This window comes from Achromobacter sp. 1L-A-4-B-C2 (assembly GCF_057291955.1).
Map to the genome: position 1 here is coordinate 126,531 of NZ_JBXAWP010000002.1, position 22,529 is coordinate 149,059.

The 22,529-nt window shown below is 61.9% G+C and carries 16 protein-coding genes; 15 read left to right on the plus strand and 1 reads right to left on the minus strand.

Annotated features, from left to right (window positions below; translation table 11 throughout):
• The first annotated feature begins 38 nt into the window (after positions 1 to 38).
• Both AC0Z35_RS07945 and AC0Z35_RS07950 read left to right on the plus strand, forming a co-directional pair.
• Complete coding sequence (locus tag AC0Z35_RS07945; protein ID WP_255594123.1) at positions 39 to 524, plus strand: DUF2946 family protein; 486 nt, start codon at positions 39 to 41, stop codon at positions 522 to 524.
• 207 nt (positions 525 to 731) lie between these two features.
• The gene (locus tag AC0Z35_RS07950; protein WP_485131719.1) at positions 732 to 2,255 is read left to right on the plus strand and encodes a PepSY-associated TM helix domain-containing protein; all 1,524 of its coding nucleotides are present in this window, start codon (positions 732 to 734) and stop codon (positions 2,253 to 2,255) included.
• Here the strand turns inward: AC0Z35_RS07950 and AC0Z35_RS07955 are convergent.
• Positions 2,231 to 2,890, minus strand: a complete 660-nt coding sequence (locus tag AC0Z35_RS07955) for a GntR family transcriptional regulator (RefSeq protein ID WP_046805711.1) — start codon at positions 2,888 to 2,890, stop codon at positions 2,231 to 2,233. The two genes, AC0Z35_RS07950 and AC0Z35_RS07955, sit on opposite strands and share 25 nt — an antisense overlap.
• A 154-nt stretch (positions 2,891 to 3,044) precedes the next feature.
• On the opposite strand from AC0Z35_RS07955, the gene AC0Z35_RS07960 reads away from it, so the two are divergent.
• The 13 genes from AC0Z35_RS07960 to AC0Z35_RS08020 all read left to right on the plus strand — a co-directional run bounded on the left by AC0Z35_RS07960 (position 3,045) and on the right by AC0Z35_RS08020 (position 22,468).
• Positions 3,045 to 3,827, plus strand: a complete 783-nt coding sequence (locus tag AC0Z35_RS07960) for a LamB/YcsF family protein (RefSeq protein ID WP_120155660.1) — start codon at positions 3,045 to 3,047, stop codon at positions 3,825 to 3,827.
• Positions 3,828 to 3,835: 8 nt separating this feature from the next.
• Positions 3,836 to 5,521, plus strand: coding sequence for a 5-oxoprolinase subunit B/C family protein (locus AC0Z35_RS07965; protein WP_485131720.1), 1,686 nt, complete (start codon positions 3,836 to 3,838; stop codon positions 5,519 to 5,521).
• 15 nt (positions 5,522 to 5,536) lie between these two features.
• Entirely contained in the window at positions 5,537 to 7,273 is a 1,737-nt protein-coding gene (locus AC0Z35_RS07970; RefSeq protein ID WP_485131721.1) for an acetyl/propionyl/methylcrotonyl-CoA carboxylase subunit alpha, read from the plus strand.
• A gap of 226 nt (positions 7,274 to 7,499) precedes the next feature.
• A complete protein-coding gene (locus AC0Z35_RS07975; protein WP_485131722.1) occupies positions 7,500 to 8,876 on the plus strand; it encodes an SrfA family protein in 1,377 nt (458 codons plus the stop codon).
• Between the two features lie 22 nt (positions 8,877 to 8,898).
• Positions 8,899 to 12,000, plus strand: coding sequence for a virulence factor SrfB (locus AC0Z35_RS07980; protein ID WP_143215284.1), 3,102 nt, complete (start codon positions 8,899 to 8,901; stop codon positions 11,998 to 12,000).
• Positions 12,001 to 12,004: 4 nt separating this feature from the next.
• Complete coding sequence (locus AC0Z35_RS07985; protein WP_485131723.1) at positions 12,005 to 14,701, plus strand: virulence factor SrfC family protein; 2,697 nt, start codon at positions 12,005 to 12,007, stop codon at positions 14,699 to 14,701.
• A gap of 372 nt (positions 14,702 to 15,073) precedes the next feature.
• Positions 15,074 to 15,691 (plus strand): hypothetical protein, encoded by a 618-nt coding sequence (locus AC0Z35_RS07990; protein ID WP_146073940.1) that lies wholly within the window; start codon positions 15,074 to 15,076, stop codon positions 15,689 to 15,691.
• 27 nt (positions 15,692 to 15,718) lie between these two features.
• Positions 15,719 to 17,713, plus strand: coding sequence for a vWA domain-containing protein (locus AC0Z35_RS07995; protein ID WP_485131724.1), 1,995 nt, complete (start codon positions 15,719 to 15,721; stop codon positions 17,711 to 17,713).
• 10 nt (positions 17,714 to 17,723) lie between these two features.
• Entirely contained in the window at positions 17,724 to 18,428 is a 705-nt protein-coding gene (locus AC0Z35_RS08000) for an ABC transporter ATP-binding protein (protein WP_485131725.1), read from the plus strand.
• Entirely contained in the window at positions 18,425 to 19,642 is a 1,218-nt protein-coding gene (locus AC0Z35_RS08005; protein ID WP_319300034.1) for an ABC transporter permease, read from the plus strand. Before AC0Z35_RS08000 ends, AC0Z35_RS08005 begins: the two co-directional genes overlap by 4 nt.
• Positions 19,632 to 21,209: a formylglycine-generating enzyme family protein gene (locus AC0Z35_RS08010; RefSeq protein WP_223264999.1), complete on the plus strand. Its 1,578-nt coding sequence runs from the start codon at positions 19,632 to 19,634 to the stop codon at positions 21,207 to 21,209. The genes AC0Z35_RS08005 and AC0Z35_RS08010 overlap by 11 nt, the downstream gene beginning before the upstream one ends.
• 15 nt (positions 21,210 to 21,224) lie before the next feature.
• Positions 21,225 to 21,962, plus strand: coding sequence for a hypothetical protein (locus tag AC0Z35_RS08015; RefSeq protein WP_146073941.1), 738 nt, complete (start codon positions 21,225 to 21,227; stop codon positions 21,960 to 21,962).
• Complete coding sequence (locus AC0Z35_RS08020) at positions 21,959 to 22,468, plus strand: hypothetical protein (protein WP_143215286.1); 510 nt, start codon at positions 21,959 to 21,961, stop codon at positions 22,466 to 22,468. The genes AC0Z35_RS08015 and AC0Z35_RS08020 overlap by 4 nt, the downstream gene beginning before the upstream one ends.
• The last annotated feature ends 61 nt before the right edge of the window (positions 22,469 to 22,529 follow it).

Below are 22,529 nucleotides of genomic sequence, written 5' to 3' on the forward strand. Positions count from 1 at the left end.
CAAGACGCCGGCGCCCGCCGGCGTTGTGGATTGGACGCATGCGCACCGGATCGCCCCGTCGTTTACCCCATTACCCGCGTTTTGCCACGGCTGCCGATTTCGGGCGGCTGTTGCTGCTGCTGTTGCTGGTGGCGCGGGCATGGGTGCCGACCGGGTACATGCCCGACGCGCAGGCGCTGCGCCAAGGCCGTCTGACCTTGGGCTTTTGCACGGCGGGCGGCAACGCGCTGGCGGCGTTGCAGGCGATGTCGTTACGGCAGGCGTCCACCGGTGGCCATCACGAGATGCACGGCCATCACGATCACCACGGTTCAGGGCAGGGCGATGATCGCGGCGCGGGCCAGGAATGTCCGTTTGGCCTGAGCGCGCATCAAATCCTGAACCTGCCGCCCTTGGCGGCCTTGGCGCCGGTGCTGCTGCACTGGCTGGCGCAGCCGGCTCTGAACGTGGACGGCCCGCGCCCGCCCATGCCCGCCACGGGCCCCCCGCTGGGCCCCCGGGCACCACCCTCGATAGACGGTTGACCCTGCACGCATGCGCCTTGCGCGCATGACCGTGGCCGCACTTTCGCTTGGTCGTTATCGGCCGGTGTTTATCGGCTCGCCTTTGTCGGCTTCCCTTTATCGGCTGGCCTTTTGCTCGATTTTTGGGGACCGATTTTTGCGGCCCGACCTTTGCGGCTAGTCTTGGCCCCCCGCCTGGGGCGGCCCGTTTCCTATTCGAGAGTTCCCATGTCCACACAAACCCTGGATACCGCCGCCGCGCCCGCGCGCACGCGAACCGCGGCCCCCAGCGCTTTTCTGGCGCTGATCACGCGCCTGCATTTCTATATCGGCCTGTTCGTCGGCCCCTTCATCCTGGTGGCGGCTGTTACCGGCACGTTGTTCGTGCTAACCCCGCAGATCGAAAACCTGCTGTACGCGGACCAGCTGCGCACCGCCTCCACCGGCCCGGCGCAACCCTTGGCCAAACAGGTTGAAGCGGCGCAGGCCCACCTGGGTGCGGGCGGCCCTCGCTTGTTCGCCGTGCGCCCCGCGCCCACGCCGGGGGAAACCACGCGCGTCATGTTCACGCAGGCCGGCATGGGCGATTCGGAAAGCCGGGCGGTGTTCGTCGACCCCGTCACGTTGGCCATCAAGGGCGACATGATGGTCTACGGCACCAGCGGCACACTGCCGTTTCGCACCACGTTGGATTATCTGCACCGCAATCTGATGCTGGGCGAACTGGGGCGCAACTACAGCGAACTGGCCGCGTCCTGGATGTGGCTGGCCACGCTGGGCGGGCTGGTGCTGTGGTGGACGGGGCGCCGCCGCGCGGCGGCGACCCGCGCGCGCAGCCCGCGTCTGCGGGCGCGCCGTTGGCACACCTTGCTGGGCTTGTGGCTGGCGCTGGGGCTGATATTTTTGTCCGCCACGGGCTTGACGTGGTCGAACTGGGCGGGCGGCCGCGTGGATCAGCTGCGCGCGCAATTGGGATGGATCACGCCGGCGATTTCGCTGAAGCTGCCGACGGCAGGGCAGGGAGCCGGGACGGGGGCAGAGGCCGCCTCCGGGCAGGCGTCCGGCGGGGATGAACACGCGCATCATCATGGCGGCATGCAGATGGCAGGGGCGATGTCGCCTACCGGTGCGTCCACCGAGGCGGCCGCGCCGATGAGTGCGCCGATGAGTGCATCCACGCATGCGCCCATGAATGCCCCCTCAGACGTCGTCACGCAATTCGACCGCATCCTGCAAACGGCCCGGCAGGGTGGCATCGACAGCACGCAGCTGGAGATTCGTCCACCGCGTGGCGCCGGCCAGGCGTGGATGGTGCGTGAAGTCGACCGGTCCTGGCCCACCCAAGTCGACACCATCGCCATCGACCCCAACAGCTACGCCATCACCAGCCGTGCCGATTTCGACACCTTTCCGCTGATCGCCAAGCTGATCCGCTGGGGCGTGGACATGCACATGGGCATCCTGTTCGGCTGGCCCAACCAGTTGTTGATGGGCGCCATCGGCCTGGCGCTATCGACCATGATCGTGCTGGGTTATCGCATGTGGTGGCTGCGCCGGCCGGCAGCGGGCGCGAATGGCCAAACGCTGACGCAGGCGTGGGCCGCATTGGGCTGGCCGGCGCGGCTGGGCGCGCTGGCGGCGGCCGCCGTGCTGGGGTGGTGCCTGCCGGTAATGGGCGTCAGCCTGCTGGTGTTCCTGGTGATTGACGCGCTACGGTCGTGGCGCTTTCAATTGGCCACGCGGCGCGCGTAACTGGCCAGGACGATGCGCTCGGACTGCGCCAGGTAGTCCTTCAGCGCATCGGCCGCCTTGCCAAAATCTCCCGCTTCGACGCGTTGCAGAATCTGCTCGTTCATGTCGGCATACGGGGCGTGCAGGAATTCCGGGTCTTGCAGCAGGCCGAATACCAAGCGCAATTCGGCCAGCAGCAAGGCGAACATCGCGTTCAGGCGTTCGCTGTCGGCAAGTTCGACGATGGCCATGTGAAAGGCCATGTTGGCCGTGCCCACGCCCGCCCAATCCTGCCGCTCGCGACACGCCAGCGCGTCGTCCACCGCCTGCCGCATGCGTTGGCGGGCGGGGTGGTGCGGGTAGGCCTGGGCCAGCGCCTGGCATTCAATCATGCGCCGCACCCGGTAGATGTCGATAATGGACGCCATGCTGGGCACCGCCACCGCCACGCCACGGTTGGGCGCATAAGTCAGCAAGCCTTCCTTGGTCAGATTGCGAAAGGCCTCGCGCAAAGTGTTGCGCGACACATCCAGCGATTGCGTCAGGGTTGCTTCCGATAGCCGCTGGCCCGGCATGAATTCACCATTGATCAAGCGGCGGCGAATCTGTTCGGTGACCTTATCGGTCAGGGTCTGGTGCGCGTCGGAGGTGGTCATAGGCGGTTGGGGCAATTACCGATAGCCGCTTGGGCAAGTTTGATCTACCATACTAACCAATTTGTAGAACAATTGTGTAACTATCGTTCCACACTACAAGCGGGGCACCGTGCGGAAATCCGCCTGCCCGGCGTCCGTGGACTAAGGATAAGACATGGCTGGGATCGATTTGAACAGCGACCTGGGCGAAAGCCTGGGCGCATGGCGCATGGGCGACGACGCCGCGATGTTGGCGGTGGTGTCCAGCGCAAACGTGGCGTGCGGTTTCCATGCGGGCGACCCCGCGGGCATTCTGGCCACCCTGAAGTCCGCGCGCGATAACGGCGTGACGGTTGGGGCGCACGTGTCCTATCCCGATCTGTCCGGCTTCGGCCGCCGCAATATGGACGTGGCCAGCGCCGACCTGATCGCCGATGTCATCTACCAGATCGGCGCCTTGAAGGGGCTGGCCGCCGCCGCCGGCACCGACGTGCGCTACGTCAAGCCGCATGGTGCGCTTTACAACACCATCGCGCACGATGCGCGCCAGGGTGACGACGTAATTGCCGCCATTCTGGAAATCGACCCCACGTTGGTCCTGGTGGGTCTGGCCGGCTCGCCCCTGCTGACGCGCGCCCGTGAACGCGGGTTGCGCGTGGTGGCCGAAGCCTTTGCCGACCGCGCCTACACGCCCAAGGGCGAGCTGGTATCGCGCCGCGAAAAAGGCGCCGTGCTGCATGACCCGCAAGCCGTGGCCGCGCGCATGCTGCGCCTGGTGCAAGAGGGCGTCATCGAAGCCATCGACGGCAGCCTGACGCGCGTGCAAGCCGATTCCATTTGCGTGCATGGCGACAGCCCCGGCGCGGTCGATATGGCGCGCGAACTGCGGCGCCAGCTTGAACAGTCGGGTGTCGCCATCCGGTCTTTCATCGACGCTGCCCCGGCACAATCCGCCTAGGAGGCCGTGTGCGTTTTCTGCCTGTAAACACCGACGCGCTACTGGTCGAACTGGACGATCTTGACCAGACGCTGGCGCTGTTCGCCGCGCTGCAAAACCAGCCCATCGCCGGCGTCACCGAAATGGTTCCCGCCGCGCGCACGGTGCTGGTCATCTTTCAACCCAGTCTGGTGTCGCGCGATGCGCTGATTGCCGACATTGGCTCCCGCGACACCACGGCCCACGTGGCGCGCGATGGCAAGCTCATCGAAATCCCCGTCCATTACAACGGCGAAGACCTGGACGAAGTCGCGCAGTTGCTGGGCATCACGCCGGACGAAGTCGTGCGCCGTCACACCGGCGGCACGTACAGCGTGGCCTTCACCGGCTTCGCACCCGGCTTCGCGTATCTCAGCGGCGGCGACCCCACGTTGGACGTGCCGCGCCGCAAGACCCCGCGCACCCGCATCCCCGCGGGCGCCGTCGCATTGGCCGGCACATTCAGCGGCGTCTACCCGCAAGCCAGCCCCGGCGGCTGGCAGATCCTGGGCGTGACCCCGGTCCCCATGTGGGACTTATCGCGCGAGACGCCGGCGTTGCTGCAACCAGGATATCGGGTGCGTTTCATTGATGCCGGGGCTTCGACCGGGACTTCAGCCGGAACTTCAACCGGGACTTCGACCGGGACTTCGACCGGGACTTCGACCGGCACTTCGACCGGAACCTCCGCCCAGGCTTCGACCTCGACTTCCGCCAACGCGGCCGCCGCCGATTCCCGCGCCACACCCGCGCTGGAAGTCGTATCGCCCGGATTACAGGCCGTGTTTGAAGACTTGGGCCGGGCAGGGCAGGCGCGTCAGGGCGTGGCCGCGTCCGGCGCCATGGACCGGGGCGCACTGCGCGCCGCCAACCGCCTCGTGGGCAACGCGCCCGGCGAAGCCGCCATTGAAATCGTCTACGGCGGATTCCAGGTGCGGGCGCAGGGCCCCAGCGTCGTAGCCGTGACCGGCGCGCTTGGCGACGTCACGCTGCGCAATGCCGCCGGCATCACGTGGACGGCGAACACGTACCAGGCCATTGCGCTGGATGACGGCGACACGCTGACCCTGGGCCAGCCGTCCGCCGGCATTCGTTATTACCTGGCCGCGCGCGGCGGCTTCGACGTGCAACCGGTGCTGGGCAGCTGCTCAACCGACACCTTGGCCCACGTCGGCCCTGAGGCCTTGGCGGCGGGCGACCGCATCGGCATCCGGCCAGCCGGGCAGGGCGCCATCGTCGGTGCGCCCGAAATTGCCCCGGCGGATCTGCCCACGACCAACGTCGAGGTGGTGCTGGACGTGGTGTTGGGGCCGCGTACGGATTGGTGCGATGCCGAGGCGGTTGCGCTCTTGTCGCGCCAGGCCTGGACGGTGACGCCGCAGTCCAACCGCGTCGGCATCCGCCTGAACGGCGACGCGCCGCTGCAACGCGCCAACCACGCCGAATTGCCCAGCGAAGGCACCCGCAAAGGCTCTATCCAGGTGCCCGCCAGCGGCCAGCCGGTTCTGTTCCTGGCCGACCACCCCTTGACCGGCGGCTACCCCGTCATTGGCTCGGTGGCGCCGTGGCATCTGGACCGCGCCGCGCAAATTCCCATCGGCGCTCGCGTGCGCTTCAATCCCATTTCCGACTTCGTTCCGGTTGATGTTCCGGCCGTGTCCGTCAACCCGACCTAACTGAACCTGCCTGCCATGAAGAAAGTCCTGATTGCCAACCGTGGCGAGATCGCCGTCCGCATCATCCGCGCCTGCGCCGACTACGGCGTCAAATCCGTTGCGGTCTACGCCGACGCCGATTTCGACGCGCTGCACGCGCGCATGGCCGACGAGGCGTACGGGCTGGACGGCGACCGTCCCGCCGATTCTTATCTGAACATCGACAAGCTGCTGGACGTCGCGCGGCGCAGTGGCGCCGACGCCGTGCATCCCGGCTACGGCTTCCTGTCCGAAAGCCCCACCTTCGCGCGGGCTGTCATCGACGCCGGCTTGACGTGGATCGGCCCGTCGCCGGAAACCATCGAACGGCTGGGCGACAAGGTCCAGGCCCGCAAGATCGCGTTGGCGGTCGGCGCCCCGCTGGTCGCGGGCACGGCAGACCCGGTCAACGGCGCCGAAGACGTGCTGGCCTTCGCCAACGAACACGGCCTGCCGATTGCCGTCAAAGCGGCGTTTGGCGGGGGAGGCCGGGGCCTGAAAGTCGTGTGGCGCATGGAAGACGTGGCCGACCTGTACGAATCCGCCGTGCGCGAAGCGGTCACCGCGTTCGGTCGCGGCGAATGCTATGTGGAACAGTTCCTGGACCGGCCGCGCCACGTCGAAGCGCAAGTGGTGGCCGACAAGCACGGCAACGTCGTCGTTCTGGGCACACGCGATTGCTCGTTGCAACGGCGCAATCAGAAGCTGGTGGAAGAAGCGCCCGCGCCGTTCCTGACGGACGACCAGCGCCAACGCATCCACGCGTCCGCCCGCGACATCTGCGCCCACGTCGGCTATGTCGGCGCCGGCACCGTCGAATTCCTGCTGAGCGCATCGGGCGCGATTTCGTTCCTGGAGGTCAACACGCGCCTGCAAGTCGAACATCCGGTCACCGAGGAAACCTGCGGGCTGGATCTGGTTGTTGAGCAATTGCGCATCGCGGACGGTTTGCCGCTGTCGTTCACCACCGCGCCCGCGCCGCGCTGCCACGCCATCGAATTCCGTATCAACGCCGAAGACGTGGGCCGAGGCTTCTTGCCGTCGCCGGGCCGCATCGAGCAGTTTGCGCCGCCGTCCGGACCGGGCGTGCGCGTGGACAGCGGCGTGGAGTCGGGTTCGACCATACCGGGCACGTTCGATTCGCTGTTGGCCAAGCTGATCGTCACCGGCGCCACCCGCGAACAGGCCATTGCGCGCGCCCGCCGCGCGCTGGCCGAATTCCGCATTGAAGGGGTGGCCACGGTCCTGCCGTTCCATCGCGCGGTGCTGGCGCATGACGACTTCCTGGGCGACGACACCGGCTTCAAGGTCCACACGCGCTGGATCGAAACCGACTTTGCCAATGACCTGGAGGCGGCAGTGCGCCCAACGCCGCTGGGCACGGTGACACTGCACCGGACCGCCGTCGAAATCGACGGCCGCCGCGTGTCCCTGGGCCTGCCGGCCGAACTGCTCCGAGGCCTGCAATCCGCCGGCGCGGCCGCAACGGCGGACGCAGGGCAGCCTCCCGGCAATGTCGCCGGCGCCGACAGCGTGCCGGCACCCATCGCGGGCACCATCCAAGCCTGGAAGGTGGAAGACGGCGCCACCGTCAAACAAGGCGAACTGATCGCCACGATGGAAGCCATGAAGATGGAAATGCAGGTGCTGGCGCATCGGGACGGCGTGCTCACACAGGAAGCAGCGCCGGGTAAGTCGGTGGCGGCCGGTGCGACGATTGGGCGGATTGAGTAACAATTACTTGCGGATTTGCCGGCGCGATTCTGTCGCGCCACACCGGCCGCCCGCTTTTGACAAGTCGAATCGCGGTTTAGAAGGCGATTTATCTGAATGAATGGTGCTGTATGTAATAGCAGAAGTTAATTTGTTAAAAATATTACTAAATTTATGTTAAATTTGTTGTCATCCTTCTTCTGGCCCCTAATTTTAGGGGCCATATTTTTGATGTGGTGGCCACGGCATGTCCGGAGTAAAGCTTCGTAGCGAAAGAATCGATCAGTACGACGCATTAGGCGAGCGTGGCCAGCCGGTTTATATGGCCGCGTCGCAAATTCTCTCTACGCTCAAGCGACGGCGGGGGGACCTGGCAGAACATTTTGCGATTCCCCAGGCCAGCGCGGATGGCAGTCTGGTTGATTGGTATGCGCCTAGCGCCGGTCCGGTCGTGCCCTGGACCGCAGCCACCGAAGACGAAAAATCCATCGCTTCCACGCAGCTTGCGACCGTCCGTCAGGAGGTCGAAGCGTTGCGCGCCGACTTGACGGCCAACTCCGAATCGCTGTTCGGCTCGTTGCTGAAATGGGTCCTTCACCATCCAGATCCCAGCCATGTGTATCTGGTCAACGGCAAACCTGTCATCACATTTTGGGGCTTCTTGAATGCCGGGGCAGACCGTTCGGTAGCTCCTTTGCATTCGTTGCTTTCGCCTGCACCGTACCGAACGGCTTTGCCCCCCGCTGTCGCGGCGCCAGTGGCGCCCGTGAGCGCGCCGCCGACCGCAGCCGCGCCGTGGTGGCGCAGCCGGTGGTGGTGGCTGCTATTGCCGCTGTTGTTGGCGGCGCTGTTGCTCTTCACCCTTCGCGCTTGCGCGCCTTCAGTGCCTGTCCTGGCAGGGCTGCCACTGATCGGCGCAGCGCAGATATCCGCGCCTCCGTTTGACGATCGCTCGGCGTCCCTCGTACAGACGCCGCCGGTCGATCGGACGCGGGCGGACATGCCCCATGCGGAATCGTCCATCGCAGGCCTTGCGCCGACCGCAGCGCTTGTTGGCTCGCAGACAGCTTCCGCCGGCGGCACGAACGGAATACAGGCGGCAGCGGAAGGCACGGCCGCGAACGACGTCCAGGCGCTCAAGCCCGATGTTTCCCATGGAATTGGCGACGGCGGCGTGGCGACGGGAGACGCGCGCGCCCAGACTGCACCGCCTATGGGCGATGCCAGCGCGCCAGTGGCGGGCCGAGGCCCCGATGGCAATCCATTGGTATTGCCTCCCGCACTGGCGGACGGCACCGCGGCTTTTCTGAATGGGGACTGGCGCGTGCGGGCTGGAATTCAGGACCGCAATACCGGCGAGCCCCTCCGCCTGCAATATCAGTTCGAAAAAGGCAAGGGCCATGTCACGCTGGACAGGCGGAATGGCTCGAAATGCCAAGCGCCGGTAAGCGCGGTGGTAGCCAGTGGTGCATTGCTGATCAGCACCGGCGCGCAGGCCTCATGTAACGACGGCTCGACCTATGAAATGCCCGCTATCCGTTGCGAACCGAACGCCTCCCATGTTGCCGCCTGCTCGGGCAACTACGGCTCCGAACAATTCCCGCTGACCATGCGCCAGCCGTAGTCCTGAAGCGACTCATACCGTCATGCTGCCTAAAGTCGACACCTATACCGAAATCCAAACGGTCGATCTCTTTGGAGACACCGGCATCCAGTTTCTCGATCTTGCGGTAACGCTCGACCTGCGCCGCGAGCCGGCGGGTCAGTTTGCCTTGTTGGGCAATGGCCTGCTGGCGCGTCTTTTCGAGGCCAACGACGGCACACTGTGTTTTGAATCCGAAGCCGAGAAAATGGACCGGGGGCACCCCGCTCCGGGTCTGGATGATGTGAGCATGAAAGAAAGCCTGGATATCCTTGACGGGCTTTGGCTGCCGGTGCCATTTTTTCGATACCTCTCGCCGACCCGTTTTGACCAGGGGCCAAACAACTGGAGCCGTTTACGTATCGTCAGGCTCGCCACGCCTGATGAACACGGTCATACCCATCGGCTGACGCTCGCGTTCGATACCCGCATCATGCCCAAACGCGAGGGCGTGGCCTACCTCGCGCCCAACGACGAAGATCTGCGCAACGGGCAGGCATTTCGCTTGGCAGTGCATCTTAGCGAGATGCGCTGGTTCCTGGACCTGATCTGGGTGAAAGAGTGGTTGGCCGAGGTCTTCAAGGACAAATGTGTGGCCGCCAAGCGCGAGCTTGAGGACATTCAGAGCGAGTTGGCCCAAAAGCGCCACATCGCGCATTACCTGAACCTGCTGAGCCTATTGCGGGGACCTGCGCCCACCACCTATCCCAATAGAGAAGCGCAGGTGGCGGTTCCGACGGTGAAGGTAAAACTGCGCAACGCGGTCGGTGCGGGTAAACCCATCGCCGTGGACCTGGTTCTGGACGTGGGTAATTCCCGTACTTGCGGCATTTTGGTCGAAGATCCTGAGCAGAATAATCGCGGATTGCATGGCAACACTCACCTGGTGCTGCGTGACATGAGCGCGCCTGAGCAGATCTACGACCATCCGTTTGAATCGCGCGTGGAATTCGCGAAGATCAATCTGGGCTTGGATCAGTGGTCAATGCAAAGCGGGCGGCACGATGCGTTCGCGTGGGGCAGCATGACGCGAGTGGGGACAGAGGCATCAAAACTGGCCGCGTTGCGCGAAGGTACGGAAGGGTCCACGGGCCTGTCCAGCCCAAAGCGCTATTTATGGGATTCTCGCCCCTACGACCAAGTTTGGCGTTTGAATACAAGCAGCTTGAAAGGGCAACAGGAGCCCATGGCCACCCTGAAGCCATTAGCCGACCTGATTGATGACGAAGGGCGGGCGCTGTATGTGACTAAAGGCGTGGAATCCGTTTTTGAGACCAAGTATTCGCGGTCTTCATTAATGACGCTCATGCTCAACGAGGTGTTTACCCAAGCGGTAGCCCAGATCAATAGCATTCTGTATCGCAAAGATAAAGAAAATGCGGCGACCTCGCGCTGGTTGCGAACCGTCATCCTGACGGTACCGCCCAGCACGCCGCAAGTTGAGCGCACCAAGTTCCGCAATCGTGTACGCGACGCGCTCGGCCTGCTTTGGAAGAGCATGGGCTGGCATGCCGCCGACTATAACGACGACCCGCATGACGATGCCGGCGACGAGAACCGCCTGCATGTTCCCTTGCCCAAGGTGGTGGTGAAGTGGGACGAGGCGACGTGCGCGCAGCTGGTCTACCTGTATACCGAGATCGGCGAGAACTTCGGCGGACATCCGGAGGAGTTCTTCGAGACTATTGCAAGACCCGGAAAACAAGATCATGAATCGATCACCGTCGCCTCTATCGACATCGGCGGGGGCACGACGGACCTTGTTATCAATGAATATGTAATGCAGCGCGACGCGGCGGGCAGCGGCAGCAACGCGCCGATCACGCCCGTACAGCGGTTCCGTGACGGCTTCAAGGTTGCCGGTGACGACATCGTTCTGGACGTCATACGGCATTTCATTTTGCCCTCGTTTGAAGCGGCGCTGAAAGAGAAGGGCGCCCAACATCCGGGCGACCTTGCGGATCGGATTTGCGGCGCTCGCAGCCTTGGCGCTGGCGACATGGTGCTGCGTCAACAACTGACGTTGCAGGCGTTCTATCCGCTGGCACTGGCCCTATTGGCTGAATACGAACGCTTCGACCTGGAACAAGGCAGCCGCAAGCGGACAGCAACATGGGCGCATTGGCTCGGAACAGACAACCGCATCAGCGCGCCGGTACGCGATTTCGTGTCCAAAAACCTCAGCAGTGATCTGGGCGTGCCGACCATTCTTGATCTGGGCGGGATCGAGTTGACGTTCGATCCGGCGGTCCTGCACAAGCATTTCCTGACGGACGGCCTGAACATCTGCAAGACGCTGACCTCGCTCAGCGAAGTCGTTGCGCATTACGACTGCGATGTACTGTTGTTGACCGGGCGCCCGTCGTGCCTGCCCGGCGTGCAGACGCTGATCCGCCAGCTTGCCGCGTTGCCCTCTGGCCGCGTGCTGCCAATGCAGAACTACCGCAGCGGCACCTGGTTCCCGTTTCACAAGGGCGGTCTGATCGGCGATCCCAAGACGACGGCGGCGGTCGGTGCCATGGTGTGCTGGCTTACTGAAAATCGCCGCCTGGCAAATTTCTACTTCAGTCCTTCCAGGATTCGACCCTTGCCCCTGATCCGCTACTTTGGCCGGATCGACGGCAATAACCTGATCAAGCAGGCGGACGTCCTTTATTCGGACATCAAGACTCGCACGCCCGACGGCTTGCCTCCGGAAGATGGCTGCATTGAGCTGCCCCGGGATGGTTCCGGCGATGCAAAACCGTATTTGCTGAACGCGGACACACGCCTGGGGTATCGGCAATTGGCTTGCGAACGTTGGCCCGCCGCGCCGATTTACCTGTTGGGATTTCAGCCTGCCTGGCAGAAGAAATTCCGCGAAAGCCAGGAGCGCGACGCTAGCGTGCCTGACGCCCGGGCTCACGTGTACTTCACCGTGCAGCAGCCTTCGGAGCGCGATCGCCGGCAAGGCCTGATCAGTGATGAATTGGGCATCGAACGGGTAGAGGGAGCGGACGCCGTCCAGATTCAAAAGAGCCATATCCGCTTTGAGATGAATACGCTTCTGCACGCCGGCTTGGGGCAGGACTCGTATTGGCTCGATAGCGGCAGCGTGAAGATCTGACACCATGACACAACAGCAAAACGAACTCGCCCGCCAGTGGAACGCCCTTTTGGAGGGAGCCGGCGCCGCCATCGATTGGGTCGACCTGGTACGTGGCAACTCCAAGCAGTTGAACAGCGAGGCGGATAGCCTGGTCCATCAGTTGCGCCAATTACGCAATAAAAGCCGCGACCTTATGCGCGCGGCGCAGTCGCCCATGACCATCGGATTTTTCGGTGAGTCCCAGGCGGGAAAGTCGTACTTGATATCTGCGCTTGGTGCCGATCAGCGTGGTCAATTCGAAGCCGACTACGGCGGCCAACTGGTCAACTTCATCACGCACATCAATCCCCCCGGAACGGGCAAGGAGGCGACGGGCTTGGTGACGCGCTTTACCCGCAATGCGCAGCCTTCGGAAGATGATGCGTATCCGGTTGAAGTGCGCCTGTTTCGCGAGATTGACCTTGCCAAGATCCTGAGCAATTCCTGGTTCAACGATTTCGACCAGCACCGCGTGGAATATCGGCTCGATGAAGCCCGTATAGAACAGATGCTGGCCCGGTTCCACGGAAGGGACGGCGGGGCGATACAACGCGGCGTCAATGCCGACGACGTGGTGTCGCTATGGGATTACGCACGCGCGTCCTTCGCAAAGCCGCTGCGGCTATTGGAGAATGGGTACTGGCAGCACGCAATGAAGCTGGCGCCGCATCTCTCACCGGACGAGCGCGCTCAATTGTTTTCCGTGTTGTGGGGAGAACTGCCTGAATTCACGCAGATGTATGCGGCCGTCGCGGCCAGCTTGGGAAAACTGAAAAATGCAGAGACGGCCTACTTGCCGCTGTCGGCGCTGGCAACTCGGGAAGGAGACGAGCTGCAGTATGGCCGCGACAGCATCATGTCGGTGGACGTCTTGTTGCGGCAAGGCTCGGAACGGGACAAAAACCTCGCTGTCCGTCCCGTCGTAGATGGAAAGCTGGGCGCCCCGACAGAACTCCTGATTTCGCATCTGGCCGTATTGACCGTGGAGCTTATTTTCCCGCTGGTCGAAACGGAGTCCGAGCCACGAGTGTCATCGGTCGACCTATTGGACTTTCCGGGTTACCGCGGGCGATACAAGGCGCGCGAATTATCGGAGATCTCCTCTGAAGGCAACCCTGTCGGCCAAATGCTGCTGCGCGGGAAGGTTGCCTATTTGTTTGAGAACTACACCATCACGCAGGCCATGAACGGCCTCGTGGTTTGCTCGTACAAGCAGGGCGAGGTCAGCGAAACCGCGCAAGTACTTGAGCGCTGGGTGGAATGTACCCAAGGCGAGACCGCGCAATCGCGAAGCGAACGGGCCTGCGGCCTGTTCTGGGCCCTGACCATGTTCGACATGCGCCTCCAGGCGATGCTGACCCACGAAGGGGGTTCCCAGATTGACGAGGGGTGGGCGGGCATGCTGCGCGGCGCAATGGAAGAGCGCTTTGGCAATCTGCCGTTCATGAAGGATTGGTCCGGTGGCGTGCAGTTCAATAACGTCTACCTCGTGCGCAAGCCCGGCATGGACAGCTCCTTTGTCAAAAAGCTGGGCAAGGGAAAAGAGCAGATCGATCCGGATAAGCGCCAGGCCTTGGAACGACTGGGCGAGAGCTTTTGCGATCACCCGGACATTCGACGCCGTATCGCAGACCCCAGGCTGGCCTGGGACGCGGTCATGACGGAGAACGACGGCGGCATGAACCGGCTGGCGGCGGGGATCAAAGGGATCGCCGATCTGGAATTCAAATTGGGGCGCTTGCGCCAGCAATTGCATGATGAACTTGAGGGCAGGGGCAGCGCCTTGGCGCGGCTGGCCAGCTATCACCAGGACATCGACGGGGACGACGTCGAAAAGAAGCGGAAACTAGGTCAGCAATTGGCGCAGGCGCTCTACGCCAGCCGTCGATGGATCCCGATTCTGATGCAAGCCATGGAACTATCGCAGGAAGACCTGCGTGAACTCTATTTGAACGGTTTGCACGCGCAAGCGCCCAAGCCGACGGCGCAAGATTCGCAGGCGTGTGACGACGCGGAAGAAGTCAACCCATTTGCATTCGAAGATACCGCCGAGCACAACCCATTTGCGAAGCCAGACACCGTTACGCAAGCGGAGTCGGGGGCCAACTCTTCTATCAAATTGACGCTGAGGACGGCCGATCATTTGTACGCCGAGGCGGTTTTTCAACGCTGGGTGGCGCACCTGCGTGATCTGCCTGAGCGAAAACGCCTGCTTGACGCCATGGGCGTCAAACGGGAAGTGGCGCAGATCTTGGTGGATGAATTGATTACCACCGCCAACCGCGTCAATTTGCAAGCAATGATCGAAGGGCGCCTGACCGCGCGTCAGGACAGCAGCTCCAAGCGCGAGCACTTGGTGATGCGGCAAGTGCTGCGCGCGCAGCTGGGTCTTAACGACTTTGTTGCCTGGTTGGGATTTTTGAATGTCGAGTTCGAGAAAAGACCTGTCAGCATCGTCAACAAGCACAAGCTCTTCGCCCGCACTACGAGCCTAGACTCAGCCGGCCTGCCGGACTTGCACGAAGTACCGCTCGATACCAACGCGGATTACGTTGGTTATTGGTTAACCGGTCTGCAAGACGTTGTGCTGCATAACGCAGGCCATACGGCGGGTAGCGAAATCAATCTTGAACAGAACCAGGCGTTGGCACGCATTCTTGCCAACGTCCGACAGGCGTAGTGCAATTCCATGACAATTATTCTTCTGAAGGCGGTATCGCCCGGGCGCGCTGAACTGCATGTCACTCCTTGGGAGCAGGGCGCCGAGCATGTCGAACTGTCGGTACGACGCAGCGAAGGGGCGGCGCACCTTGACGTCGTCAATCGGCAATGGGTCGGCGACGAGCAGTGGATCCGCTTGCAAGGTGCGAGCCTGCGTGCGCAGACGCTGGTCATGCCAGTGGGACCCGAATTCGTCGACCCGTTGCTGGCGGGCACCCAAGGGCCGCGTTGCCGCGGGTTCCTGCGTGTGGCAGGTGGGGCGGCCGTTCAGTACGCATTTCGAATTGAACCGGATGTACTGCCTGGCGCCGCCGCCGGGGCGGCGCCCACCGTGGGCAGCAGCAGCCAGCTGGCCGCTGCCGCTGTTCAGGAACCCGTCGAACCGCAAGCCGCCATCGAGCAGGAGCCGAAGCCGGAGCCAGCCCCGGAAATCAATTCCAGGCATGCGTCCGGGCAGGGACGTCGCACATTGGCGCTTGCACTGGGTCTGGCCGGATTGCTGGTGGCTGCAGGTATCGCCGCCTACTATTTCCTTTGGAAGGACAGGTCCGTTGACGCCGATCCGCAACCGTCATCGGCATCCGCTCCTGCGGCCTTGCCGCCTGCGGGTTGTACCGTTGCGTCGCTGGCCGATGCAAGCGCGGACAAGATGGGTTTTGTGCAGGCGTGCGTGCGCGACGTCAAGGATTCCGAAGCGTTGCTTAAGGTAATTCGGGCAGCGCGCGATTCGGGACAGTGCGAGATTGCGCAACGGCTGTATGCGAATCGCGCGAACGCTGGCGATATCACCATCGCGCTGGCGTACGCCGCCGAATATGACCCGGCATCATCCAAGAACACTTGTTTCAAGGCCGAAGCGGCCACTGCGCGTTATTGGTATGAAGCCGTATTGGAGCGCGATCCGAAACAAGCCGGGGCGCTCGCCAGCCTGCAATCCTTGCCCAACTGATACGTGTTCCGTATGACGAGTCGCCAGATGCCTACGCTGCCCACCCCTGTTAAACAACTATTCGCTGCCTTGTCGCTAGGATGCGCACTACTGGGCGCCACGTCCGTCGCGATGGCGGCCGCACCCTTGCTACAAGAAGGGAAAAAGACGTTGTATCAGCGCGTCCTTACGACGCCGGGCTGTCAATTGCGTGCAAGCCCTGGGGCGGCATCGGGCAATTTACAGCCTGCGTTCACCCGTTTCTATGTCTACGCCGTGCAGGACGTTGCCAACGTCAAATGGCTCAACGTTGGGCCGGACTCGTACGGCAAGACCGCTGGGTGGGTTGAAAAGTCGTGCACCGTGGATTGGAACATGCAGCTGTCATTGGCCTTCACCAATCCGGCAGGGCGTGAGCGTACGCTGTTTTTCAAAGATCGGAGCGGCCTGGACGCTGTCCTGAACGCGATTGACCCTGTCGACAAGATTGCACCGGCAAGGCACCAGTTGAAGCTCAACGGCAAGGCGGACGGCATCGTGGCACAGGAGCCAGAGCTGTTCGTGGATATGCAAAAGAACTTCTATCTTTTGCCAATTCTGAGCGGCGAAGAGGTTATGACGGAGCAGGGCTTCCGCACCCGGGTCCTGAATGTTGCCTCGGTCAGCATGGCCGCGCCCGCCGCCGCCTCGGTTGCAGGGGAGGCTTCGACTGCCGAGCAGCGAGTGAATCAAATCAAGGAGTTTTCCGCGGCGGTGGTCTTTGTCGTGGATTCCAGCATTTCGATGAACCCCTACATTGATCGGACGCGGGAAGCCGTAAAGCGAGTCTACGCACAGATCGATCATGAAAAGCTGGGCGATCGCGTCAAATTTGGCTTGGTGGCCTTTCGATCGAACGTGAAGGCCGTCCCGGGGCTTGAGTACGTCAGCAAAGTCTATGCGGACCCCAACAAGGTCCAAAGCGGTGCGGACTTTCTGAACAAGGTATCAGGGCTGACACAAGCCAAGGTGTCCAGCAGCCTGTTTGATGAAGACGCGTACGCGGGCGTCATGGACGCCATCAACAGCGTAGATTGGCGAAATTTTGGTGCGCGATATGTCGTCCTGATAACGGACGCCGGAGCGATCGAAGCCGACAACAAGCTGTCCTCCACCGGCCTGGATGCCAGTCAGGTTCGACTTGAAGCCTCCAAGCCAGGCGTGGCGATCTACACGTTGCACCTGAAAACGCCGGCAGGCGTAAAGAACCATGCGCACGCAGAGGCGCAATACCGCAACCTGTCTACATACGGCGGCACGAGCGTCTCGCTCTATTACCCCGTGAACGCTGGCGATGTGGACGAGTTCGGCAAGAAGGTAGACATGCTGGCCAGCGCCATCACGATGCAGGTCAAGTCAGCCTATATGGGTGAAGACGCAGTGGGCAGCGCCGCCAACGCCAGCGATCCGGGCCGTAAGCCGGTGAACGCAGACGAGAAAATGAAAGACGAGGCAGAGCTCGTCGGCAACGCGATGAAATTGGCTTATCTTGGCGAGAAAATCGGGGCCCGCGTTCCACCGGTATTCCAGGCGTGGATCAGCGACCGCGATCTGATTAAACAAAACGTCCCAACGACCGACGTTCGGGTCTTGCTGACGAAAGGCCAGTTAAGCGACTTGAACGACGTCATGCGTAAGATTGTGGACGCCGCCAATCAAGGTCTGATATCGCCCGCTGATATGTTCAATCAGTTGCGGGCGGTTGCGGCCACCATGGGGGCCGACCCCAATCAGCTCAAGCAGTCGGATAAGAAACTGTCCGAAATGGGCTTCGTCGCGGAATACCTCGAAGGCCTGCCGTACCAAAGTGAAGTGCTTAACCTGGATGAGGAAACCTGGAAGAGCATGGATGGTCTGGCGCAAGAGAAGTTCATCCGCAACTTGAACGTCAAGTTAAAGCACTATCAGTTGTACAACGCGGATGTGGATCGCTGGGTGGCGTTGGCCAAAGACAGCGACCAACGGGATCATGTGTATCCCGTGCCATTGGAAATGATGCCTTGAGCCTGTTGTGATGCTTCACATCGAGGATCTGCGGCTGATTCGAGGTATTGGTCCGAACGCGTATCGAGTCGACATGCCCGCCTTACGCTTGAATGCGGGAGACGTTCTTGCCGTCGTTGGAAACAGCGGTTGCGGAAAGAGCACCTTGCTCGAGGGCATTGGCCTGCTGCTGTCGCCCGCGCATATCGGCCGATATGTGTTGGGCGCGGACATCGATGTCACGCCGCTGCTGCAACGAAGACACGATCGGGAACTGGCCGCTGTGCGATCGGTGCGATTGGGCTTTGTCCTCCAATCGGGTGGCCTGCTGCCTTATCTGACCGCCTTCGAGAACATTATGTTGCCCCGCCGTTTGTTGGGTTTGCCGGGGATGGACGATGAACTTGGCTTCGCGATCGATACATTGAGCCTGGCGCATCTGCTCGGGAAGAAGCCCGCCGCCTTGTCCATTGGAGAGCGACAGCGGGTAGCAGTCGTCCGCGCGCTAGCGCATCGTCCGCGACTATTGCTGGCCGATGAGCCCACCTCCGCGCTGGATCCCGACAATGCCCGCCGCCTTTTCGGTCTGCTTATCGAGCTCGCGCGCAGTGCGGGGATGGCAACCGTCATCGTCTCGCACGACTGGAGCCTGGTGCGCGAGTTCGGCTTGCCCAGCATGCGGCCCGTACTCGAGCCTGGCAGAAGCGAATTCGTGCTGGACGAGGGCCGGCAATGAAGCTTCGCCACATTGCCGGCCTGTCTTGCGCCGACCTGAAGCACGACTGGCTGGTTTCGCTATGCATGGTGACGTCCCTGGTGGCGGTTATTGCTCCGCTGCTGCTGTTGTTCGGGCTAAAGCACGGCGTCGTAAGCGCGCTTCAAGCCCAACTCCTGAGCGACCCCCGCAATCTGGAGGTACGCATGTTGAGCAGCGGAAGCTATGACGACGCATGGCTGGAAACGTTGGCACGGCGGCCCGAGGCCGGCTTTGTCGTTGGCCTTACCAGGTCACTGAATACGCAAGCGGATTTATATGTCAGCGGCTCGCAGTTCGTGGATGGAGCGGAAATTGTGCCCACCGGGCAAGGCGACCCGATACTGGCCGGTATGGACGTCTCGGGGCTGGAGGGCAGGGCGGTGGTGCTAAGTGCCCAGGCGGCGAAAAAGCTCCAGGTCGGACCCGGGGACGCCGTTCGCATGAAGGTCGCGCGCCGGCTGGACGGGCAGGACCAGCACGGGATTCTTGTCGTGACCGTGTACGCGGTGCTGGCAGCCGAAGCCTATCCCCGGCCCGCGGGGTTCGTGCGATTGGCGTTGCTTCAGGACATGGAGTGGTACCGGGACGGCTATGCCGTTCCGGGGCTGGCCAAAGACGAAGCGGACGGGCAGCCAATTACCGGCGCCAAACGTCGTTATGCAAAGGCGCGCGTGTACGCGCGGGACATTGATTCTGTCCAGGCCTTGGAGGCGGTGCTTAATGGTCAACGCATAGAAACGGCAAGCCGCCTGGCGGACATACGCAACGTGAAGGCGATCGATCACTTGCTGTCCACCGTGTTCGGCGTGATCGCCGGCACCTCGATATTCGGTTGTCTGATGTCGCTGGTTGGCGCGTTCCTGGCCAATGTCCGTCGTAAACGCCGTGAAATTGCGACGTTGCGGCTGATCGGCATGAACGGCGCGGCGATCACCACATACATCGTTATTCAGGCGTTGGCGTTGACCGCCATCGCATTTCTGATAGGCATCGGCGTCTATGCCGCCGTCAGCCGGGTTTTTAACCAGTTGCTGGGTTCAAGCGTGGACACCGGTGGCTTTGCCGCGCAAGTAACCCCGGCCCATGTCATGGCGGCATTTTCCTTGACGCTTGCGGTCGCGATCCTGGCCTCCCTTTGGGGCGCGATGAGCGCGCGGCGCATTCAACCCGCGGAGAGTTTGCGTGAAATCTAATTGGATTGTCTTCGTTGCACTGTTTGCGTTTTCGTTTGCGGGGACGGCGCAGTCCGCATCCCAGTGGGAAGAGCGCTACTACAACCCGAAGCCGCAGGAAGGCGACATTGTCCTACCGCTGCCGTGCGATGGCGCAATCGTATTTCGCAAGGTCATCGTGCCGGCAGCCGGGCCATTGGACGACCTGCCTATTTCCGTGGGGCAGGAAACCGAGACATTTGCCTTCGTGGAGCAACGCCGGTTGGCGCACATCGCCGGCAGCTTCACTGATACGAAAGCGAAGAACGCTGCGCGCTATTACCTGATCGCCAAATACGAGTTGAGCACGCAGCAATACGGCGCGTTGCTGACGCTTGTCGGCGGGACTGACAAGGCCTGTGCCGCGCCCGCGAGAGCCGGAATGATCCCCGTGACCCATATCAGTTGGTTCGATGCGGTGCACGCGGCCCACTTGTACAACCTCTGGCTGCGCACCGAGAAAAAGGACGCGTTGCCCAAAGAGGACCACATTAGTGGATTCGTTCGCTTACCTACCGAAGTCGAGTGGGAATTCGCGGCTCGGGGTGGCGTGAACGTGGACCCCGCCGCTTATGTCGAAACCCGCTATCCGATGCCGGACGGCCTGGGCGGTTATGAATGGTATGCGGGCGCGCAATCGTCCAATGGAAAGCTCCAGCAGATCGGATTGTTGAAGCCCAATCCTCTCGGCCTACACGACATGCTGGGCAATGCCGCGGAAATGACCCAGGACCCGTTCCGGCTGAACAAGCTGGACCGGCAGCACGGCGGCACAGGCGCATTCGTTGTTCGCGGCGGTGACTTCCGCAAGGCTGAAGAGGGCATCCGCTCCGCCGCACGGCGCGAGGGGCGCTATTACAGCGAAGAAGGCGAGCAGAAAGACAACACATTAGGCGTGCGTTGGGTTATCGCCGCGCCGGAACTGACGTCCAGAGAAAGGATTCAGCAGCTTGAGGACGGGTGGAAGTCCCTGGGTAGCGGCAATGTTTCCGCCGACGCTACGGGTAAAGGCAAAAGCGCCGTGCAGGAGCTTGGAGACCTTGCCGGCAAAGTCGAGGACCGCAAACTCAAAGAGCAGCTTAAGGATCTTGAAGGAAAGCTGAGGGCCAGCAACCTCAAACAGGAAGAGGCCCGCGATCAGGCAATCCGCGCAAGCTTGAATCTGGGCGCGTTTCTATGTACCAAATTGCGGGACGACGGCCGCTATGTCAATTACGTCCAGAAGACGTACGACGATCTTTGCCAAGCGTCGCCTGACGCGGCGGAGTGCACAACCTACAAAGCCAACATCGACAAGCGGCGTTATGAGCTTGCGCAGACAAATCAGTACTACGCAAGCAGTTTGGTTGACGCCGCGACGCTGTATGGCAAGGAAAACATCGCCAAGCAAGTGCCAGTGGTGAAAAAGATGCTTGAGCAAAACGAGAAACTTAAAGGTCTGGAGCCGTTCCTGAACGTGTACTGGACGCATCAGCAGGTTTATTTGAAGTCTTGGAAAGTAGACAAGGAAAACTGGTTGCCGACTTGCATCGCAGCCATCAAAAACTAAGAAAAGGAGAAGTTCATGCGGGCATTTGGGAAGGGTTTGCGTCGCGCATCTATCGCGTGGTTGGTCGTTGCCACGCTGGCAATCAGCGGTTGTGCAAGCACGGGGAGCTCTATGTTGAGCGGTGCGCAGTTGGATCCCCGGCTGACGGAAGGTAACGACGCCGAGTTTTTTAGTCGCTCGGGCTTTGGCGCGTGCGCGGGCGCGGCGGCAGTCGGTGTGACGGCGTGCCTGCTCGCCGCGCCTGCCAACAAGAAGGCAATGTGCGCGGTGATCGCGGGCATCGGCGCTTGCGGTATTGCCATGGGCACGAACTACTACTTGGATTACCGCCGCAGTCAGTACAAATCCACAGGCGCAATGCTTGACGCCATCACGCAAGATGTGGAGAAGGACACCGCCAAGCTTCAGCAACGGTCTCAGACGCTTCAGGCCGTGATTGAAACGGACACGCAAAAGATTGAACAGTTGCGGCTTGACGTCGCACAGGGGACGATCGACCAAACGGTCGCGCGCAAGAAATTGCGTGATATCGACGCCGACATTGCGCGCATCAAGCAAGAACAGGAGAACATCGATAACAAGATTGGCAGTTATCGAGAAGCCTCGGTATCCACGAAAGCGGGGTCACAGGTGGATATCAAAAAGCTCGATGCCCAGATTGAAAAGCTGCAAGTCGAGGCGGACAAGCTGCACGGCGCCATGGGTACCTTGACGACGCAGCGTGATTCCCTTGACTGGGGCAAAACGGTATGAACCTGCGTTTGCTTTTCCCATTGATGCTAATGGGGCTCGCCGGCTGCGCGGCCTTGCCGCCCGGCGCCTGCGATCCCAATGACCGTGACGTGAGCATCATTCAAAAGATGCAATGCGACGGATCGGGCGGATACCGGAAAACGGTGGACGACAAGGAAGCACGGCTGACTTCCGCGCAGGCGGAAAATGCGATGTTCCGCGATTCTCTGAGCGCATTGGAGGCTCAGCGCGCATCGATCGGACAGTCCGTTAAAGAGCAGGAGAGGGCGCGTGACAACGTCGTGGCGACCACCCGCAAACTGCTTGACCGGGTTCGACAACAAAGCGGCTCGAATGCTCGGCTAAACGTGCAACTGCAATTGGCGGAGAAAGATCTCGCGGCGTTGCAGGCCCAACCCATCGCGCATGATGACAGCAGCCAAGAGATCGCGGCGCGTCAACGCAAGGTTCAAGAACTGGAACAGATGGTAAAGCGCGTGCGCACCAGCGTTCTGCAAGCCCCCTAGGGCGGGAGCCGATGAGCGAGACATCGCCTCATCGGCCGAATCTATTATCAGACCAAAACTG

Coding starts and splice junctions, on each gene's coding strand:
- AC0Z35_RS07945 (WP_255594123.1), top strand. CDS start 39: ATGCGCACCGGATCGCCCCGTCGTTTACCCCATTACCCGCGTTTTGCC.
- AC0Z35_RS07950 (WP_485131719.1), top strand. CDS start 732: ATGTCCACACAAACCCTGGATACCGCCGCCGCGCCCGCGCGCACGCGA.
- AC0Z35_RS07955 (WP_046805711.1), bottom strand. CDS start 2,890: ATGACCACCTCCGACGCGCACCAGACCCTGACCGATAAGGTCACCGAA.
- AC0Z35_RS07960 (WP_120155660.1), top strand. CDS start 3,045: ATGGCTGGGATCGATTTGAACAGCGACCTGGGCGAAAGCCTGGGCGCA.
- AC0Z35_RS07970 (WP_485131721.1), top strand. CDS start 5,537: ATGAAGAAAGTCCTGATTGCCAACCGTGGCGAGATCGCCGTCCGCATC.
- AC0Z35_RS07975 (WP_485131722.1), top strand. CDS start 7,500: ATGTCCGGAGTAAAGCTTCGTAGCGAAAGAATCGATCAGTACGACGCA.
- AC0Z35_RS07980 (WP_143215284.1), top strand. CDS start 8,899: ATGCTGCCTAAAGTCGACACCTATACCGAAATCCAAACGGTCGATCTC.
- AC0Z35_RS07985 (WP_485131723.1), top strand. CDS start 12,005: ATGACACAACAGCAAAACGAACTCGCCCGCCAGTGGAACGCCCTTTTG.
- AC0Z35_RS07995 (WP_485131724.1), top strand. CDS start 15,719: ATGCCTACGCTGCCCACCCCTGTTAAACAACTATTCGCTGCCTTGTCG.
- AC0Z35_RS08000 (WP_485131725.1), top strand. CDS start 17,724: ATGCTTCACATCGAGGATCTGCGGCTGATTCGAGGTATTGGTCCGAAC.
- AC0Z35_RS08005 (WP_319300034.1), top strand. CDS start 18,425: ATGAAGCTTCGCCACATTGCCGGCCTGTCTTGCGCCGACCTGAAGCAC.
- AC0Z35_RS08015 (WP_146073941.1), top strand. CDS start 21,225: ATGCGGGCATTTGGGAAGGGTTTGCGTCGCGCATCTATCGCGTGGTTG.
- AC0Z35_RS08020 (WP_143215286.1), top strand. CDS start 21,959: ATGAACCTGCGTTTGCTTTTCCCATTGATGCTAATGGGGCTCGCCGGC.